The following is a 17,955-nucleotide window of genomic DNA, read 5'->3' as shown; positions in this document are numbered from 1 at the left end:
TTAAGGCGGGTAACCGGTTTTATTGCGATGGGCGTTCAAGTATTGAGGGAAGACATGTACAGTCATCAATGAAATGATGGCTGTTTTTCTTGAAGCGACAAGCACCAACTAGGGATAGGTTAATATGTTTATATTTTTGGCTCTTTTCGTATTTTTATATCGAAACGATTTAAGGGGGATTGGAGCAGCGGGACAGGTGTTCCCGCCGAGGAGGCCAAGCGCCCGCCCTTTGGATAAGCCAGCTTTCGAGGGGAAATCAACCACACCGCATGGCTTGGTGGATAGCATGAATTATGCGAAAACAGCCTTATTTTTTCAAGGATGTGACGGTCAATATGAAGGATATGTACCCAAAAAATGGCAGGGTTATTCTCCATGTAGACATGAATAGTTTCTATGCTTCGGTGGAGATGTCCTATGATGTTTCTTTGAAAGGTAAGCCGCTTGCCATCGCCGGTAATGTCGAAGAGAGAAGGGGCATAATCGTCACCTGCAGCTATGAAGCGAGGAAGTTTGGGGTCAAAACGACGATGCCGATATGGCAGGCGAAAAAACTCTGTCCCCAATTGATCATTCAGAAGCCTAATTTTGAGCGTTATCGGAAGGCGTCACTGGCCATTTTTGATTTATTAAGGCAATATACAGAGATGGTTGAACCGGTTTCAATCGATGAAGGGTATCTGGATATTAGCGAATGCGCCAAATTGGGTTCACCTTTGGAAATAGCAAAAAGCATTCAGGAACGGATTTATAACACGATGGATCTCCCGTGCAGCATAGGGATTGCACCTAATAAATTCCTGGCCAAAACGGCCTCGGATATGCAGAAGCCAATGGGTATCACCGTTTTAAGGAAGAGGGACATTCCCGAGAAGCTTTGGCCACTGCAAGTCGGCGAAATGCATGGCATCGGCCAAAAAACCTCCGAAAAACTTCATGCGATCGGCATCATTACGATCAAAGATCTTGCCCAATCCCGGGACAGTCAGCTTAAACAATTGCTTGGGATAAATGGAATCCGTTTGAAAGACAGGGCAAATGGCATTGATTCGAGGATCGTGGATCCTGAATCGATTTTTGATCATAAGAGCATAGGAAACTCGACCACACTCCCGCATGACTCCACCAACCAAAAAGAACTGCTCGGTGTCCTGGAAAAGCTTTCGGGGAAGGTGGCTGCCCGTTTGAAAAATAAACGTCTCCTTGGCCAAAAAATAGGGGTGACGATCCGTTACAAAGATCGCCGCACCATTACGAGAAGCCGGACCGTCTCCAACCCGGTGTTTGAAAAAAAGGACATATTGGCTGGAGCGACCGATCTTTTCATGAAAAATTGGAATGGCGAAGGAATCAGGCTTCTCGGTGTAACCGCCCATGATGTCATCGAGAAAGAGTCTGCCTTCATGCAACTGGATATTTTTTCCTTCCAAAAGGAGGCAGAAAAGGAACCGTTGTATGAAGCGATGGAACACTTGCAAAATAAGTACGGAGAAAATATTATTAAAAAGGGAATACCCTTGAAGCACGGTTCGATCGGAACAGACACGAGCTTCAGTAAAGACTTCTTCGAGCAATCAAGGAGGAAGGATCCTCCAGGTGGCAAAGAATAGCTTCTGGGCTGTGAAAAGATATAAAGAAGGGAAAGATGATCATGACAAAACAACAGATTGGCGTTATCGGACTCGCAGTAATGGGTAAGAATCTTGCATTCAATATCGAGAGCAGAGGCTATTCCATATCCGTTTATAATCGCTCAGGTTCAAAAACGGATGATATGATGAAGGAAGCGGAAGGCAAAAATGTCAAAGCGGCGTATACGCTTGAAGAATTCGTCGATTCATTGGAAACGCCACGCAAAATTTTATTGATGGTTAAAGCCGGCGCGGCCACGGATGCAACCATCGAGCAATTAAAACCGTTACTTGAAAAAGGTGACATCGTCATTGATGGCGGTAATACGTTCTTCAAGGACACTCAACGCCGCAATGAGGAGCTTAGCCAGCTCGGCATCCATTTCATCGGTACAGGCGTCTCGGGCGGGGAAGAAGGAGCGCTAACGGGTCCCTCCATCATGCCTGGCGGTCAAAAAGAAGCATATGAACTGGTTGCACCGATCTTGAAGGATATTTCAGCTAAAGTCGATGGTGATGCTTGCTGTACGTATATCGGGCCGGATGGAGCAGGTCATTATGTGAAAATGGTACATAACGGGATCGAGTATGGCGACATGCAGCTAATTTCCGAATCTTATTTCCTTATGAAAAATCTTCTTGGACTTTCTGCTGAGGAATTCCATGAAGTATTCACCGAATGGAATGAAGGGGAACTTGATAGCTATCTGATTGAAATCACCGCTGATATCTTCAAAAAATATGATGAAGAAACAGGGAAACCGATGGTTGATGTCATTTTGGATAAAGCCGGCCAAAAGGGAACCGGGAAATGGACAAGCCAAAGTGCCCTTGATCTTGGTGTACCGCTGCCAATCATTACCGAATCCGTATTCGCCCGGTTCATTTCGGCCATCAAGGACGAACGTGTCGAAGCGAGCAAAATCCTGCGCGGTCCAAATGCCGAAAGCTTTACAGGCGATAAGAAGGCTTTGATCGAAAGCATTCGTAAAGCACTTTATATGAGCAAAATCTGTTCCTACGCGCAAGGCTTCGCTCAAATGAAAGCAGCGTCGGAAGAAAATGACTGGAACTTGCAATATGGTGATATCGCGATGATTTTCCGTGGCGGCTGCATCATCCGTGCGCAATTCCTGCAAAAAATCAAGGATGCCTACGATCGTGAAGCGAACCTGAACAACCTCCTGCTGGATCCTTACTTCCAAGGAATCGTTGAAAGCTACCAAGGGGCGTTACGTGAGGTCGTATCAACGGCGGTAATGAACGGGATACCGGTTCCTTGCCTATCATCTGCCCTTGCTTATTTCGACAGCTATCGCACAGAAACGCTGCCAGCCAATTTAATTCAAGCGCAACGTGATTATTTCGGAGCTCATACGTACCAACGTATCGATAAAGAAGGTACATTCCATACTGAATGGATGGAAAAATAAATCAATATTGCCGGCTTTTGTCTAGGCATGTAAAAAAGAGAGGGCGCAAGGGCGCCCTCTCTTTTCGTTATCTCCGATGCTCCACAAGGTCAATGACCCCTAACACAACATGTGCCAAACCGAAACCAAAGACGGTATTGGCGACCATTTTGTTTGATCCGCGAGTCTGCTTCATGGCATAACCCGCTGCTGTTACGGCTGTCCCTAACGCTGTTGGAATTAATCCTTCACGAATGTCCATCGTTTAATCCCTCCACATCGAAGTTGGTGCATCTCATCATGAAGCACCTTTCTTAGTGTAACCTCGGCAAGACCATACCATTCCTGTCCATTAAACAGGTTCATGGCTTCATTGTAAGCATACCGGGAGCATTTACATGAGCCTGCACAGTTCGTCACCTAGTTTTCATTAGAAGGAACAGATTAACAACTCCAGTTGGCTGTCACCATTTAATGATCTTCCGGCTAAGCATGAATTCTACTTCGATGGGGGCTCCGAGGAATTTTAGTAACGCTAAAAACTACGAATTTTCACCAAAGTTATTTCTACGGCGGGATCAATTGCTAGGATAACACGAACTAATGAGGGAAGAACAGAAGAGGTAGTAGTCAATAATAAGACGATCCCCTGTAACTTACAATGAATAGTGGGCTGGGGTACACCCTGGCCAGGGATGGAGGCACAGCATAGAAGACGGAAATGGAATGGGTAAGAAAAGAAATCCCTCCCTTTTTACTGGAAAATATAGTATGATATTTTCATGCTTTATTTCCAATAAGGTTTAAACACCATCGTAACAAGGAATATAAACCATGAAAGCTAAGGACGCAATCCATGATACAGTCGGCAGTCAAGAGAGAAGGAGCGGGATGACCATGTTTATCATCTGGTTGGCTATTGCCATTTTTTTATTTTTTATTGCTTTAGAACTTGGTGTTTCTTATTGGCTCAATTCCGAAATGGATGAAAAACTGTCTAAACCTCAGGTAATGCTTCATAATATCCGGGAGAAATTAGTCAGGAAGCGTGTTTCATGAATGAAGAAGGGGATGCAGAGTTCACTCTGCATCCCCTTCGTTCAATCAATTGCTCTCGGTTGTATCTTTCTTGATTTGCCACCAAACATGTCCGTCACCGGCTAAAAGATCATCGGATGCAAGCGGACCTGTAGACCCTGCAGCGTAGTTCGGGAAAGACTCTTCTTTCGTATGCTCCCATGCATCGGAAATCGTGTCGACAAACTTCCATGAAAGGGCAACCTCGTCCCAATGCGTGAAGTTTGTAGCATCTCCGCGCATGCTATCAAACAAGAGCTTCTCATACGCCTCTGGGGAATTGATATGCTCGATCCCTTTGTTGGATACTGTCAGCTTCATTGGCTTCGTATTCGAAGTCGTTCCGGATTTCTTGACATTTAAGTATAGTGTGATGCCCTCATCAGGCTGGATATTGATAACGAGCAAGTTCGGGTTCAAGGTTTCTTCCGTTTTGTAATACAAATTCATCGGAATATCTTTGAATTGGACAACGATATTCGTTGATTTTACATCCATCCTCTTACCGGTGCGGATATAAAAAGGAACACCTGCCCAGCGGAAGTTATCAATCAGCAATTTCCCTGCAACATAAGTTTCCGTATTGGAATCAGGATTTACGTTATGTTCGTTGCGGTAACCCGGCAGTGTTTTTTCATCCACCGTTCCTTCCCCATATTGGCCGCGGATGAAGTATTTATCGACTTCGTCGACCTTCATCGGCCGCAGCGAACGCAATGCCCGCACCTTTTCGCTGCGGATCTCTTCCGTCGTCAAGGCGATCGGAGGCTCCATGGCAAGCAAGGCTACCATCTGAAGAAGATGATTTTGGACCATATCCCGTAGTGCGCCGCTCGTTTCATAATAACGTCCGCGTTCTTCAACGCCTAGCGTCTCACTGGAAGTAACCTGGATGTTGGAGATATATCGATTATTCCAAAGCGGTTCGAATAGCGCATTCGAAAAACGGATGACTTCGATATTTTGAACCATCTCTTTACCTAAATAATGATCGATACGGTAAATTTCGTCTTCGGCGAAGGCCGTGCGGATCTGCTCATTCAATTTTTGGGCTGTATCGAAACTATGTCCAAATGGTTTTTCAATGACCAGGCGCTTATACCCTTTCGATTCAGTCAGGCCTTGCGCCTTGATTTGTTCGGCAATCGTCCCGAAAAACTCAGGTGCCATCGCTAAATAGAAAATGCGGTTTCCCTCTAATTGATATTGACCATCCAATTCCTCGGCAATCCCTTTTAATTGCTGATATGACTCCGAGCTCGAAACGTCATGGGAATGATAATGGAAATGGGAAATGAATTCATCGACTTTTTCTTCCGCGTGACCGAACGTAAGAATGGAGTCTTTGACACTTGATTGAAACTCCTCGTTCGTCAAGGATCTCCTTGCTACACCCACTACCGCGAATTTGTTGATTTTATCTTTTTGAAACAGCCGATATATGGAAGGAAACAATTTCCTTTTTGCCAAATCTCCAGTAGCACCAAAGATCATGATCAATGCCGTTGGTTTATTATTTTCTGTCATGTTAAAACCTCAACTTTCCGTTAATTCTATCTCTAAAGTTGGAATTCCCGTATGTGTACCAATTTCTAATTTTACGATTAGCTTTCCCTCAAAGCAATCAATTTGCGCATTTTTTCTTATATTTCATAAAAAGTTTAATCTGATCGCGGTTTTAGTCGGTCATAAATGAAAGAACCTCCATGGTTATGCTATAGTTAAGCTATTAACGTTGGCAACGGAGGTAGGATCAGTGGATTTTGTTTTATTGGGTACAGGCGCCGGTGTACCGGCCAAGGCGCGCAATGTGACGTCAATCGCCCTGCAATTACTGGAAGAGCGGGGGACCGTTTGGTTATTCGATTGTGGTGAAGCGACACAACATCAAATTTTAAAAACGGCAGTCAAACCGCGAAAGATCGAAAAGATATTCATCACCCACTTACATGGCGATCACATCTTCGGCCTCCCTGGGCTGTTAAGCAGCAGATCTTTTCAGGGCGGAGTGGAAAAATTGACCGTATATGGTCCAAAAGGGATCGATGCTTATATTAAGACAAGTATACTTGTGAGTGGCACTCATTTGAAATATCCATTGGAAATTGTCGAAATCGAAGAAGGCATCGTGTTTGATGATGACCAATTCACCGTGACGGCCATGCCGCTGGATCATGGCATATTCAGTGTCGGTTACCGGATTAAAGAGAAGGACCGTCCAGGAAGTCTGCGTGTGGACCTGCTGCATCAAGCTGGCGTTAAACCAGGTCCGCTTTATAAAGCATTGAAGGATGGGCAAACGGTCCGACTCGAGGATGGCCGTGTCTTGAACGGGAAAGATTATTTGGGGGCTCCGCAAAAGGGACGGATCATCACGATCTTAGGAGACACAAGAGTGTGCGCTAATGCCCTGGTACTTGCTGATTCGGCAGATTACCTGGTTCATGAAGCTACATTTTCTGCAGAAGAAACGGAAATGGCCTCTAGTTATTACCATTCGACAACCGTTCAGGCTGCAACAACGGCCTTGAAAGCAGGAGCCAAGCATTTAATCCTTACCCATATCAGCTCACGGTATAGCATCGAGGATTCGGAGAGGTTAAAGGATCAAAGCAAGGCAATCTTCGCAAATACGATCATGGCAGAAGATTTGATGACGATCAAGATTCCTTTATATGCTGAGAAAGAGGGAAGCTGAAATCAACTCGAATGTTTGATATAATGATACAACTGTTCATTGGATATTTAAAGGAGTGTAACCTATGACTGATCAAAGCAACTTACATACTAAAGCAATGGATTTCCTTTTAAAGACAAGCCGTACTTTTTTCATTCCGATCAGCTATCTCCCAAAAGGATTACAAGAGGCGATCGGAGCTGCCTATCTGTGCATGCGTGCCATTGATGAGATCGAGGATCATCCAGGCCTCCCGGCAGACAATAAGATTTCCCTGTTACAGGCGCTAAGCGGGCTGCTTAAGGTGGATTACCGTGAAGAAGAACTTCAATCGTTATTCAAGCCATATAAGGACGATTTGCCCGAGGTGACCTTGCTTTTGGCTGATTGGATTCAGTATTGTCCTCAAGGAGCGAGAGCCAAAGTTTTGGAGTCCACACGGGAAATGGCCGAAGGCATGGCGAAATGGGTGAAGAAGGACTGGCAAATACATGATGAAGCAGAGCTTGATGATTACACCTATTATGTTGCAGGTTTAGTGGGGGTCATGCTTTCTGATATGTGGAACTGGTTTGATGGAACCGAAACGGATCGTGAACTTGCCATCGCATTCGGCCGTGGGCTCCAAACGGTCAATATTCTGCGTAACCGGGAGGAAGATGCAGAACGCGGGGTGAATTTTTATCCGGATGGCTGGGGCTTCGAAGAGATGCTATCGCATACGGAACATAATTTAGCACTAGCGGATTCTTATATTGCGGAGATAGAAACGAAGGAAATCATCCATTTCTGTAAAATCCCTTTGGAATTAGCAAAAGCTACATTGAAGGCATTAAAAGAGGGCAAAGAAAAAATTGATCGTGCCACTGTAACCGAGATCGTGAATCAAGTTGTCGAACATTGACCATTCCAAAAAAAGCTGCCGTGAAAAGGTGATATTGCCTTTCGCGGCAGCTTTTTTTGAATTCTATCATCCGATAACTCGAAATATTCTAAAAAGTTAAAAAATATATTGGAATAATTGGGACTAAACGATTATAATTTAACACATATACGCGAAAAAACTGGCGTGAGTGGAAAGTGCTGATCTTAATAAGTAAAAAGCGGGGGGAAAATATGAAAAAGAAATTATATTCGACATTAGCAATGACTTTAGTAGCAGGATTAACATTGGCTGGGTGCGGGAGTGACAAGGAAAAAGATACGGCGAAGGATGGAAACAAAACGGAAACGTACGATATCGGAGTGACCCAATTCGTTCAGCATGACTCACTGGATCAGGCATATAAAGGGTTCAAGGCGGCATTGAAGGACAGTGATGTCAAGGTCAAGTATGATCTCCAAAATGCGCAGGGCGATCAAAACAACAATCAGACGATTGCCACTAACTTTGTTGGCGATAAAGTCGATTTGATTTTTGCCAATTCGACTCCAAGTGCCCTAAGTGCTTTAAATGCGACAAAGGATATACCGATCGTATTTACATCGGTCACAGACCCAGTGGCGACGGAGCTGGTTACCTCTTTGGACAAACCAGGCGGGAATGTGACAGGTACGACCGATTCACATCCGGAAGCGATTGCCAAATCCATGAAATTCCTGGCGGAAGAACTGGGCGCCAAGACAGTTGGAACCGTTTATAATACAGGGGAGCAAAATTCCGTCGTTCAAATCAAAAACGTGAAAGCGGAAGCGAAAAAAGCGGGATTGAAAGTCGTGGAAGCATCCGTTTCCACTTCAGCCGACGTTAAACAGGCAACGGAATCATTAATCGGGAAAGCGGATGCTTTTTATATCATTACCGATAATACTGTAGTCTCGGCATTGGAATCGGTCATTTCGGTTGCGAATGACGAAGATATCCCGCTGTTCGTTGGCGAGCTTGATTCCGTGAATGCCGGCGGCTTCGCAGCCTATGGCTTCAGCTACTTCGATATTGGCTATGAAGCTGGGCAAAAAGCGGTTGAAATCTTGAAGGATGGCAAAAAACCTGGAGATATCCCGGTTCAATATCCACAAAAACTGAAGTTGGTCATCAATGAAAAGGCAGCAAAAGAAATGGGTGTTGAAATAAAAGAGGAATGGAAAGCAGATGCTGAGTTTGTAAAATAAACGCTGCTTTTGTTCGGGGAAGGAAGAAGAATATGCCTACAGCCTTATTCAATTCTTTTGAGTCGGGAATGATTTACGCGATTATGGCACTTGGTGTCTATTTAACATTCAGGATCCTCGACTTCCCGGATCTGACGGTCGAAGGAAGTTTTGTGACCGGTGCCTCCGTATCCGCCATTATGATCGTTAACGGATACTCGCCGATCGTGGCCACCTTATGTGCGCTGCTGGCCGGATTCATCGCTGGGGCCATAACGGGGCTCCTTCATACCAAGGGGAAGATCAATCCGCTCCTGGCAGGTATCTTGATCATGATCGCCCTCTACTCCATCAATTTAAGGATCATGGGGGCCTCCAACATCCCTTTGCTGTCCCAGACTACCATCATCACGAAAATCCAGGATGCCTTTGCCGGCACTGGGTTGGACAATATGTTGAATGGTCTTTTATCGATCGTTGGCCTCGGTGACAGCCTGCCGAAAACGTGGTCGGTTTTGATCGTCATGCTGATCATGGCGTTAATCATTCAAGTGGGGATGTCCGCTTTTTTAAAAACGGAGATAGGTCTTGCGTTACGGGCGACGGGGGATAATGAAGCGATGGTCAACAGTTTTTCCGCCCATACCGGCAACATGAAGATTCTGGGGCTGGCAATCGGCAATGCACTTGTCGCTTTCTCGGGATCTCTTGTTGCCCAATATAACGGCTTTAGCGATATTGGCATGGGGATTGGTATCATCGTCATCGGATTGGCCTCCGTCATCATTGGCGAAGCGTTGTTTGGTGCAAAAACGATTGCCCGTGCGACGCTTGCGGTGATCGGTGGAGCGATCATTTACCGCATCGTCGTGACCTTGGCCCTTCGGGTGAAATTCCTTGATACAGGTGATGTTAAATTAATTACGGCACTAATTGTGATCGGGGCACTTGTCATTCCGAAAATTTCCGATAAACAGAAGGAAAAGAGCCGGAAGAAAAAGCGCCTCAAGGAAATTCAGTTACGCCATGGAGGCACTCTATCGAAAGGCGGGGAAGGATATGCTTCGGTTAAATCAGATTTATAAGGTCTTCAATGAAGGGACACCGGACGAGAAGCTTGCCCTTGGGAATCTTGAACTGCAGATGACAAAAGGAGAGTTCGTAACGGTCATCGGAAGTAACGGTGCCGGGAAATCGACATTGATGAATATGATTTCCGGTAAAATCCTTCCTGATGCCGGTGAAGTGTTCATTGATGGACAGAACGTTTCTGCGATCGAGGAGCATGCCCGTGCCAAAATGATCGGCCGTGTGTTTCAGGATCCGATGCTCGGTACGGCCCCGCATATGACAATCGAAGAAAATATGGCCATTGCCTATGGCAGGACCAATAGCAGAGGCCTCGGCTTCGGCGTGACCAAAAAACGGAAGGAGCTATTTAAAGAAAGCTTGGCTACTCTCCATTTAGGATTGGAAAATCGCATGACTGCCAAGGTCGGATTATTATCAGGCGGGGAGCGTCAGGCCTTATCCTTGTTGATGGCCACCTTCACCGATCCGAAAATCCTGCTTCTTGATGAACATACAGCCGCTCTCGACCCGTCCAGGGCAGAGCTTGTAACAAATCTGACGAAGGAAATCGTCGAAAAAAACCGGTTGACGACCTTGATGGTCACTCATAATATGCAGCAGGCAATCGATCTTGGATATTCCTTGATCATGATGGATAAAGGGCAGATCATCTTTGAGGCAAGAGGGGCTGATAAGCAGAAGCTTACGGTTGAAAAACTGCTTAACGAATTCCAGCGGATTAAAGGCGAGAAAATGATCAATGACCGTGCCGTTTTAATCTAAGATGAAAAGGCCTGACCCAAAGGTGAAGCGAACCTTGGGTCAGGCCTTTTCAATGTATGGACCGGTAAGGAAATGGCGTCATTGTGCCAATCATGAATTTAATCGCTGTCTGCCGTGCTCCATGAAGCCGAATCACTCTTTCGGCCATTGCCGAAAATCATTTTCATGAACGGTCTTTTTTTCGTTTTTTTGGTGGCGGCGGTTTCTTCAGCAGCAAGGAAGTAATCAAATGGCGGGACTGTTGGCGTTTCTAGCGCTTCGATTCGGGCTTCGAGCTTTTTTACGAGTTTGTGCATTTCTTCCATTTCACTTCTGTGCTGTAAAAGCTGATAGGATACCACATCATCCGCTTTTGTTTTCAAACCATTTTCAAGCCGGATGACCCGTTCCATCAGCTGTTCATGTTCTTTTGACATTTCAGGGTGTTTCTGGACGGTTGCTTTTCTGATTTTACTCTCTGATATGCTGACCTTCTGGAGAATGATGCCCTCGTTCAGCTGATTTTGGATTTTTCTTAACAAGGCAATGTCTTCCTCTGAAAACTGGTAGTGGCCAAGCTGATTCCGTTCTACTTCCATGTTCAATTGGCTAACCCAACGTTGGATTGTACTATGGGAAACATTCAGTAACCGGGCAACTGCACTTGTATTCATCGAAATTCCCCCTTTATGGTTGTTGAATTCGATAAGGAAGAAGCAATTCCTTTACAGTTGACAAAACTTGTATCCATTCGGCAAAGAAAGTGGATTTCCTACGTAATTTGCATGAAGGATCAATCAATGAGGCAATTTCCTAAGGAGAGTTTGCTGGCTGGCTCATTCTGAAAAAGGATATTTGCTTTTGATGTCGAATACCCCTTGCATAACCAAAAAAAGGAGGAATACCATGAACAGGATTAACCTTATTACGTTAGGTGTAAAGGATATGAGTAAATCTTTAACATTTTATCGGGATGGATTAGGGTTTCAGACATCGATTAAAGAGGATGCGCCTTCCATTGTTTTTTTCAATAATGCGGGAACGAAACTTGCTTTGTACCCTTTAGAGGAGTTAACGAAAGATATCAGCGAGCTGGAGCCACCGAAGCGGGGTGGATTTTCGGGCATCACGCTTGCTTACAATGCCAAATCGGTTGAAGAAGTGAATGAGGTGATGGCAAAGGCCGAAAAGGCAGGAGGGATAATCGAGAAAACACCTCAAGAGGTGTTTTGGGGAGGATACAGTGGCTACTTTTCCGATCTTGATGGGTACTATTGGGAGGTGGCGTATTCGAAGGATTGGCGTTTTGATGACCAAGATATGCTGATCATAGAGTGAGCGTTTAAATGGTTGCACCCGCAGGTATTCCTTCATCCTGAAAAAAGCTGTTGCCTCGCCACTCCAAGCAAGATAGGGGGGCGAGACAACAGTTCATCCTCATCGGCCCTACTGGGGGACGACATATTTAGCAAGTTCTTTGCTTATTTGATCACCCATTCGCTTCGATTGCTCAGTCGCTTCCTGTACACAGGCAATGAAGGCTTCCTGTACTTGGTGAGCTTGCAGCTGTTTCAAACCTGCTTCAGTCGTGCCGCCTGGTGAGGTTACTTCCTTCCTGAGCACGGCAGGCGTTTTAGGGGACTTCTGCAACATATCGGCCGCACCCAGCAATGTTTGAAGAATCAATTGTTTCGCCGTTTTGGAATCGAGACCAATCGTTTCGGCTGATCGTTCCAATGCCTCGACCAGGTAATAAATATAAGCCGGACCGCTGCCTGATAAGCCCGTTACCGCATCGAGCTGACTTTCTTCAACGATTGCGACCGTTCCTACCGTTTCAAACAGGGTGATGGCCGTTTGTAATTGCGCCTCTTTCGTATGGCCATTAGCGGCAAGTGCCGTTGCTGACTTTCCTACGGTTGCCGATGTATTGGGCATGGCTCGGACGATGGAGAATTGCTTGTTGGCGATTCCCTCCAAGCTAGATGTGTGAACGCCGGCCACTACGGAAATGAACAGCATTTCTTCACGAATGTAATCTTTTATTGATTGCATCGTTTCTAACATATCTTTCGGTTTCACTGCGAGGACGACAAGGTCCGCGTCCTGCAATAATGCCTGCAGCGATCTTGTAGTGGTCACCCCATACTGTTCCTTTAAATAATTGAATCTGTCATCATTTGTTTTATTCGTTACGAAAATATTTGCAGGCTGTATTACCTGTTGCGTCACCAGCCCCGAAATGATTGCTTCTGCCATCGATCCAGCGCCGATGAATGCGATTTTCTTCATGATTTCCGCTCCTTTTCTTCTTTCTAAAAACAAAAAGACCCCTCATCCAATAAAGGACGAAAGGTCTCGCTTCCGTGGTACCACCTTTGTTCAGCTTCCTAATAAACAGGAATGCTGCACTCGCATCCTCTAACGCGGGATTTACGTCAGGTTTTCCTGAAGGCTCATAAGGTAGGTTCAATCATGAGAGGGCGATGAAGCCTTTCAGCACATTCCGGGCTTCATTCTCTTTACGCCATCAATAAATTTACTTGGCCTTACTCAAAGCCATGCCGTCTTTAATTACTTGTGATTATGAAGGATATATCGTTACTCTGTCAATGATAATATATGTATCGGCGTCAAAAAATAGACATGAATTATGTGAAAATAATGACAGTATTAAAAAATATATGTAAAATAGTGATTATACATTGATTTACTTGTTATGTGTACTAAGAATTTGGTTTGATGAAAAAAATTTTTTATATAAATATAATTTCTAAGGTGGAAATGATTATGGTGAACTGGAATGGAGATATTGCAAAAATTGCTTTGCCCACACCGTTTGCAGTGGGTGATGTAAATGTTTATGTAGTGAAGGGGGATGCATTAACCCTCATTGACACGGGCGTTAAAACGAAACGATCAAAGGAAGCGTTGACTCAAGGACTTGCGGATTTGGGCCTGGAGTTGACCGATATCGAACAAATCATCTTGACACATCATCACCCCGATCATGCCGGCGCACTCGACTTCTTTGCAAAGGAAATCCCGGTCTATGGACATAAAAACAATCAGCGCTGGCTCGCCATAAGTGATGATTTCCTTGAAAACCATAATCGTTTCTTCCTTGATTATGCCTCGAAGTTTGGAGTCGCCGAAGAGTTGAAAAATAAATTGATCCATCATCGCGACGAAATCCGTTTCCTTAGTGAACGAAAGCTGCAGGGGTATTTGGCCGAGGGCGATGAACTGCCTGGACTTCCAGGCTGGAAAGCGATTGAGACTCCAGGGCACGCCCAAAGTCATTTATCCTTTTATCGCGAAAGTGACGGTGTCATGATTGCCGGTGATCACTTGCTTGCCAAGATTTCACCTAATCCGCTGATGGAACCGCCTATCCTTCCGGGGGGGATAAGGCCGCGGCCATTACTGCAATATAATGCTTCACTTCAGAAAATATTGGGCTTTTCCATATCGATGGTCTACTCGGGACATGGTGATGAAGTGAAAGGCGATGCGGTGGCCGACCTGATTCAATATAGATTCGAGCGGCAGCATAATCGGGCGATGCAGGTGAAAAGCATGCTTTCCGATAAGCCGTTGTCGGTCTTTGAGGTGTGTAAGCAGTTGTTTCCGAAAGTATATCTTCAGGAAGTGGGCCTTACACTTTCGGAAACGATCGGTCAGCTGGACTATTTGGAAAATCTGGGTGAAGTCGAAACGGAAATCCAAGCTGGGGTCATTCTTTATTCAATCGCTTAATGGTCTAAAAGGAGGGAAACTTTTTGAAAAACTTGCAAGGGAAAGTAATCGTGATCACCGGTTCTTCCGGAGGGATTGGCAAGGAAGTGGCTATCGAAGCGGCAAAGCAAGGCGGCCGTCTTGTGCTTTTGGCGAGAAGCCTGGATAAATTACAACAGGTAAAGAATGAGCTAATCACTCGTTATGGGATCGATGCATACGCCTTTAAGCTTGACGTGTCAGATACCGAGCAAATCACATCGGTATTTCATGACATTCATACGCAAATAGGTGAAGTGGACGTATTGGTCAATAACGCTGGCTTCGGGACATTTAAAGAAGCGCAGGATACGGGAATAGACGAAACGAAAGCGATGTTTGCCGTCAATGTGATAGGATTAATGGCCTGTACAAAGCAAGTCCTTCCCTATATGAAGCAGAGGAAATCAGGGCATATCATCAATATTGCTTCACAGGCAGCTAAAATTGCCACTCCTAAATCAACTTTGTATTCTTCGACTAAATTCGCCGTACTCGGCTATTCAAATGCTCTTCGGCTCGAGCTGATGGAAGATCATGTTTATGTAACCACCGTCAACCCAGGGCCGATAGAAACGAATTTCTTCGGCATTGCCGATGAATCGGGTACATATGTAAAGAATGTTGAAAAATTCATGCTTAAACCTGAGCGTGTCGCGACTAAAATCGTCGCGGCGATGCTGACGAACAAGAGGGAAATCAATCTCCCAGGCTGGATGGATTTTGCTGGGAAATGGTATACCTTGTTTCCGGGAATCACCGAATTTTTAGGAAAAAAAGCATTTTTTAAAAAATAATTCATGTACGGATCCATATCCAAGCGTTCAGACAGAAGGGTTTTGAAATGGAAACATTTCGAAGCCTTTTTTTTGAAGCCTGTATAAGAAAGTCCTCATACATATTGCAGGGGAAAACGAACGGTCAAAGTACAAACCTCCAAATCTGTAAGCAATTGGGACGTCACTTTCGTTTTAAAGCAAAGTGGGGAGTGTAACGGTCAAATTGTAAAAATGAAAAAACAGCAGACAAGCTCCATTTTGATCGGAGTTTGTCTGCTATATCGAAGACCTTATTTTGGTGTGATCGTTTTTCGTCATTCATCCATGCATGCACACTATCTTAATGCTATGTAAACTTCAATTTCTCCATTAGGGTAATATTTTTCGAAATCAAATGAATATGCCCTTTCCAATGTACCCGCATCCTCACGAGCCCATATTTCTTTCCAGGTGTTGATGACTCCATGTTCTACCTTTGTATCCACGATGAAGATTTCATATTTTACGTTATTCGGAATTTCCAGTGAAGGTTCCCCATCATCATCTTCAACAGTTATACTTAATGAATAATCACCTTTATAGTCACTTTCATACTTATGATATACAGCGTGGGTAATTCCCTGGTGATCAGCCAGACGATCGGAAGCCTTCTGCCATAATTCCGTAATCCTTTGCATCAAACGTTCGTCATTAAAATTATTGGTTCGTATGCTGTTTATGACTTTTAATTTCATGTGTTTTCTTCCTTTCAAAAGTTATTATGTACTAATTCTATAAAAACACGTGAATTCCCTTCCTAAGATGACTGAATCATCAGGTATCGAGATCCCATTTTCCTTACAAAAAACGAGGTACGGATCCTATTTTTGCGATGGGATATTTATTTTTAATCGATTGGTAACCAAATCATGGTGAATTGCGTCTATTTCTTAGGAGGGATTTTCATGAAGAAGATGGTGAACCTTTATATGTTTTTGCTTGTCGTCTGCATGCTGGGGGGCTGTCAAACCTCCGATTGGAACAAGGAGGACATTGATAAGGGAGAAGAAGGCTTCATTACGGATCTTGATGATAGAAGGCTCCTGATTAAAGGAACGTACTATAAGGTGACCAATGATACATATATTCAAGATCAACATGGAAAGAACCTCGATTATTCCGAGTTGGAGGTTGGGATGAAAGTGAAGCCGTGGCACAGGGGCGGGGTCACGAAAAAAACATTTCCTGGGAAAGCGAAAGCAGAACTGATTCTTGTTTTGACGGATGAGAAAAGCGCAGCCGAGCAGCGGGCGGTCACTGCTGCCCTCGAGCATGTCAGCGAAGCCGACAGTCAGCGATTCATCATTCTTGAAGTCACTCATCTGCCGTCAGAGCATGTGTACACGATCGAAATGATGAATCGTTCCAATATGGATTCTTCCTTCATGGTGACTGTAGAGGATGTAACGGATGAAATCTTATATTTAAAATAGTGTAGGAGCAACCGGGGCAGGTTCCTTTGACAATGAGGTGATGAAGATCACGGATTGTGGATTCACGGTTTCTTAGTTCATTGTCATTCACTGCGGTCCACACCTAAAAGTACCCTTCAAGGGTCTTTTTTTGTTCGGGCTCAAACAATGAAATGGCCTAAACAAAATAAAGAGCCGGACAGAAGATCTATCCGGTTCTTTGACGTATGGGGTTTATAAAGTTTTTGCACCTAAATACCTTGGTTTCCAATAAGAATTATCCATATCCGTGATGGTTACTCCTTTTGAAGTCGAAGCCTGAATGAATTGGCCATTCCCGATATAGATGCCAACGTGTGATACACCTGTTCTTCCGGAAGAAGTATCAAAGAATACAAGATCCCCCTTAGAAGGTGACGAAACTTTTAAACCTGTATTGGAATAGAGCAAGGATGTGGTACGCGGAAGGGTGATTCCTTGTGACTTCTGGAACACGTAATAGATGAAGCCGGAACAATCGAATCCAGCCGGAGTCGTTCCGCCCCATTTGTACGGTTTGCCCATCAAGGTTTTTGCATAGTTGATCATGCTTGTATTATTGACTTTATAAACGCCAAGTGCATTGAATGTGGCTCGGCCGGCGATTCCGTCGGCTGTTAGGCCTTTAGCTTTTTGGAATTTTTTTACTGATGATGTGGAATAGGTTCCATAATATGTAGTCAGTGAACCTGAATATGTGAAATAACCTTTGGTTTTTAAAAGTTGTTGTAGTTGTTTGACATCGCTATGTGTCATTCCGGGTCTGAGGGTTTGGTCTCCAATATTAGCAAAGGCTTGCAGTGGGGTTAGCATCATGGCAGAAGCAACAGCAGCTGAAGCGATCCATTTCTTCATTATTTTCATTTCCTCTCTATCTATCTCACGATTGTTCTTAACAATATTATCCTACAATACCATTATGACAATTAGACATATTTTTAGTTACAATTACATTACAAAAATCAGATATAAAGACCTAGATAAATGTCAGGCGAAAGCCTATTGAAATTAACTGTAATATAGAAGAGTCAGTAAGCATTTGGATTCATTTCCAATAATTCAAGTTACGAATTGTTTGATTATAAAAAAACTATATGGGTATACAGAGAAATATTGGATATTCATCCATTGTTAGGATGAATATATTTTCTTGAGGAAATTGCAATAAAAAGTAGAAAATTGGCTGAA

At 44.2% G+C, this 17,955-nt stretch carries 18 protein-coding genes; 12 read left to right on the top strand and 6 right to left on the bottom strand.

All coding sequences use genetic code 11. The annotated features are described in order from the left end of the window. Positions 1–335: 335 nt before the first annotated feature. Positions 336–1,610 (top strand): DNA polymerase IV, encoded by a 1,275-nt coding sequence (locus AS888_RS22890; protein ID WP_061144440.1) that lies wholly within the window; start codon positions 336–338, stop codon positions 1,608–1,610. Positions 1,611–1,651: 41 nt separating this feature from the next. Further along, entirely contained in the window at positions 1,652–3,064 is a 1,413-nt protein-coding gene (gene gndA, locus AS888_RS22885) for an NADP-dependent phosphogluconate dehydrogenase (protein ID WP_061144439.1), read from the top strand. A 67-nt stretch (positions 3,065–3,131) separates the two neighbouring features. On the opposite strand, the gene AS888_RS22880 is transcribed toward gndA, so the two are convergent. Next, complete coding sequence (locus AS888_RS22880; RefSeq protein WP_034308217.1) at positions 3,132–3,305, bottom strand: hypothetical protein; 174 nt, start codon at positions 3,303–3,305, stop codon at positions 3,132–3,134. 572 nt (positions 3,306–3,877) lie between these two features. On the opposite strand from AS888_RS22880, the gene AS888_RS22875 reads away from it, so the two are divergent. Continuing rightward, positions 3,878–4,102, top strand: a complete 225-nt coding sequence (locus AS888_RS22875) for a hypothetical protein (protein ID WP_061144376.1) — start codon at positions 3,878–3,880, stop codon at positions 4,100–4,102. A 45-nt stretch (positions 4,103–4,147) separates the two neighbouring features. Here AS888_RS22875 and zwf read toward each other — a convergent pair whose 3' ends face one another. After that, positions 4,148–5,647 carry a glucose-6-phosphate dehydrogenase gene (gene zwf, locus AS888_RS22870; protein WP_061144375.1) on the bottom strand — a complete coding sequence of 500 codons (1,500 nt, stop codon included), beginning with the start codon at positions 5,645–5,647 and terminating at the stop codon, positions 4,148–4,150. A gap of 229 nt (positions 5,648–5,876) precedes the next feature. Between zwf and rnz the strand changes: the two genes are divergently transcribed. The 5 genes from rnz (at position 5,877) to AS888_RS22845 (ending at position 10,742) form a co-directional block, all read left to right on the top strand. After that, positions 5,877–6,818 carry a ribonuclease Z gene (gene rnz, locus AS888_RS22865; protein ID WP_061144374.1) on the top strand — a complete coding sequence of 314 codons (942 nt, stop codon included), beginning with the start codon at positions 5,877–5,879 and terminating at the stop codon, positions 6,816–6,818. Between the two features lie 64 nt (positions 6,819–6,882). Beyond that, the gene (locus AS888_RS22860) at positions 6,883–7,701 is read left to right on the top strand and encodes a squalene/phytoene synthase family protein (protein ID WP_061144373.1); all 819 of its coding nucleotides are present in this window, start codon (positions 6,883–6,885) and stop codon (positions 7,699–7,701) included. Between the two features lie 212 nt (positions 7,702–7,913). Next, on the top strand, positions 7,914–8,909 hold the full coding sequence (locus AS888_RS22855) for an ABC transporter substrate-binding protein (protein WP_061144372.1): 996 nt from the start codon (positions 7,914–7,916) through the stop codon (positions 8,907–8,909). A 32-nt stretch (positions 8,910–8,941) separates the two neighbouring features. Then, positions 8,942–9,973: an ABC transporter permease gene (locus tag AS888_RS22850; RefSeq protein ID WP_061144371.1), complete on the top strand. Its 1,032-nt coding sequence runs from the start codon at positions 8,942–8,944 to the stop codon at positions 9,971–9,973. After that, a complete protein-coding gene (locus AS888_RS22845) occupies positions 9,948–10,742 on the top strand; it encodes an ABC transporter ATP-binding protein (protein WP_061144370.1) in 795 nt (264 codons plus the stop codon). Before AS888_RS22850 ends, AS888_RS22845 begins: the two co-directional genes overlap by 26 nt. 98 nt (positions 10,743–10,840) lie before the next feature. On the opposite strand, the gene AS888_RS22840 is transcribed toward AS888_RS22845, so the two are convergent. Then, entirely contained in the window at positions 10,841–11,395 is a 555-nt protein-coding gene (locus tag AS888_RS22840) for a MerR family transcriptional regulator (RefSeq protein ID WP_061144369.1), read from the bottom strand. A 232-nt stretch (positions 11,396–11,627) separates the two neighbouring features. Here AS888_RS22840 and AS888_RS22835 point away from each other — a divergent pair, with 232 nt between their 5' ends. Further along, complete coding sequence (locus AS888_RS22835) at positions 11,628–12,059, top strand: VOC family protein (RefSeq protein ID WP_061144368.1); 432 nt, start codon at positions 11,628–11,630, stop codon at positions 12,057–12,059. A gap of 108 nt (positions 12,060–12,167) precedes the next feature. On the opposite strand, the gene proC is transcribed toward AS888_RS22835, so the two are convergent. After that, positions 12,168–13,013 carry a pyrroline-5-carboxylate reductase gene (proC, locus tag AS888_RS22830; RefSeq protein ID WP_061144438.1) on the bottom strand — a complete coding sequence of 282 codons (846 nt, stop codon included), beginning with the start codon at positions 13,011–13,013 and terminating at the stop codon, positions 12,168–12,170. A gap of 498 nt (positions 13,014–13,511) precedes the next feature. On the opposite strand from proC, the gene AS888_RS22825 reads away from it, so the two are divergent. Next, the gene (locus AS888_RS22825) at positions 13,512–14,480 is read left to right on the top strand and encodes an MBL fold metallo-hydrolase (RefSeq protein ID WP_061144367.1); all 969 of its coding nucleotides are present in this window, start codon (positions 13,512–13,514) and stop codon (positions 14,478–14,480) included. Between the two features lie 23 nt (positions 14,481–14,503). Beyond that, positions 14,504–15,295, top strand: a complete 792-nt coding sequence (locus tag AS888_RS22820; protein ID WP_061144366.1) for an SDR family NAD(P)-dependent oxidoreductase — start codon at positions 14,504–14,506, stop codon at positions 15,293–15,295. A gap of 317 nt (positions 15,296–15,612) precedes the next feature. Here the strand turns inward: AS888_RS22820 and AS888_RS22815 are convergent, their stop codons facing one another. Next, on the bottom strand, positions 15,613–16,011 hold the full coding sequence (locus AS888_RS22815; protein WP_061144365.1) for a GyrI-like domain-containing protein: 399 nt from the start codon (positions 16,009–16,011) through the stop codon (positions 15,613–15,615). A 210-nt stretch (positions 16,012–16,221) separates the two neighbouring features. Here AS888_RS22815 and AS888_RS22810 point away from each other — a divergent pair, with 210 nt between their 5' ends. Continuing rightward, entirely contained in the window at positions 16,222–16,749 is a 528-nt protein-coding gene (locus AS888_RS22810) for a hypothetical protein (RefSeq protein ID WP_061144364.1), read from the top strand. Between the two features lie 213 nt (positions 16,750–16,962). Here AS888_RS22810 and AS888_RS22805 read toward each other — a convergent pair whose 3' ends face one another. Continuing rightward, positions 16,963–17,622 carry a C40 family peptidase gene (locus AS888_RS22805; protein ID WP_061144363.1) on the bottom strand — a complete coding sequence of 220 codons (660 nt, stop codon included), beginning with the start codon at positions 17,620–17,622 and terminating at the stop codon, positions 16,963–16,965. Between the last annotated feature and the right edge of the window lie 333 nt (positions 17,623–17,955).

The sequence above is a fragment of the Peribacillus simplex genome (genome assembly GCF_001542915.1).
GTDB classification, from domain to species: Bacteria; Bacillota; Bacilli; order Bacillales; family DSM-1321; genus Peribacillus; species Peribacillus simplex_B.
Note: the sequence above shows the minus strand (reverse complement) of the source record. Positions and strands in the feature narration are given on the sequence as shown.

Excerpts from the sequence above, each read along its gene's own strand:
- AS888_RS22890 (WP_061144440.1), top strand. The coding sequence starts at position 336 with ATGAAGGATATGTACCCAAAAAATGGCAGGGTTATTCTCCATGTAGAC.
- gndA (WP_061144439.1), top strand. The coding sequence starts at position 1,652 with ATGACAAAACAACAGATTGGCGTTATCGGACTCGCAGTAATGGGTAAG.
- AS888_RS22880 (WP_034308217.1), bottom strand. The coding sequence starts at position 3,305 with ATGGACATTCGTGAAGGATTAATTCCAACAGCGTTAGGGACAGCCGTA.
- AS888_RS22875 (WP_061144376.1), top strand. The coding sequence starts at position 3,878 with ATGAAAGCTAAGGACGCAATCCATGATACAGTCGGCAGTCAAGAGAGA.
- zwf (WP_061144375.1), bottom strand. The coding sequence starts at position 5,647 with ATGACAGAAAATAATAAACCAACGGCATTGATCATGATCTTTGGTGCT.
- AS888_RS22860 (WP_061144373.1), top strand. The coding sequence starts at position 6,883 with ATGACTGATCAAAGCAACTTACATACTAAAGCAATGGATTTCCTTTTA.
- AS888_RS22855 (WP_061144372.1), top strand. The coding sequence starts at position 7,914 with ATGAAAAAGAAATTATATTCGACATTAGCAATGACTTTAGTAGCAGGA.
- AS888_RS22850 (WP_061144371.1), top strand. The coding sequence starts at position 8,942 with ATGCCTACAGCCTTATTCAATTCTTTTGAGTCGGGAATGATTTACGCG.
- AS888_RS22845 (WP_061144370.1), top strand. The coding sequence starts at position 9,948 with ATGCTTCGGTTAAATCAGATTTATAAGGTCTTCAATGAAGGGACACCG.
- AS888_RS22840 (WP_061144369.1), bottom strand. The coding sequence starts at position 11,395 with ATGAATACAAGTGCAGTTGCCCGGTTACTGAATGTTTCCCATAGTACA.
- AS888_RS22835 (WP_061144368.1), top strand. The coding sequence starts at position 11,628 with ATGAACAGGATTAACCTTATTACGTTAGGTGTAAAGGATATGAGTAAA.
- proC (WP_061144438.1), bottom strand. The coding sequence starts at position 13,013 with ATGAAGAAAATCGCATTCATCGGCGCTGGATCGATGGCAGAAGCAATC.
- AS888_RS22825 (WP_061144367.1), top strand. The coding sequence starts at position 13,512 with ATGGTGAACTGGAATGGAGATATTGCAAAAATTGCTTTGCCCACACCG.
- AS888_RS22815 (WP_061144365.1), bottom strand. The coding sequence starts at position 16,011 with ATGAAATTAAAAGTCATAAACAGCATACGAACCAATAATTTTAATGAC.
- AS888_RS22810 (WP_061144364.1), top strand. The coding sequence starts at position 16,222 with ATGAAGAAGATGGTGAACCTTTATATGTTTTTGCTTGTCGTCTGCATG.
- AS888_RS22805 (WP_061144363.1), bottom strand. The coding sequence starts at position 17,622 with ATGAAGAAATGGATCGCTTCAGCTGCTGTTGCTTCTGCCATGATGCTA.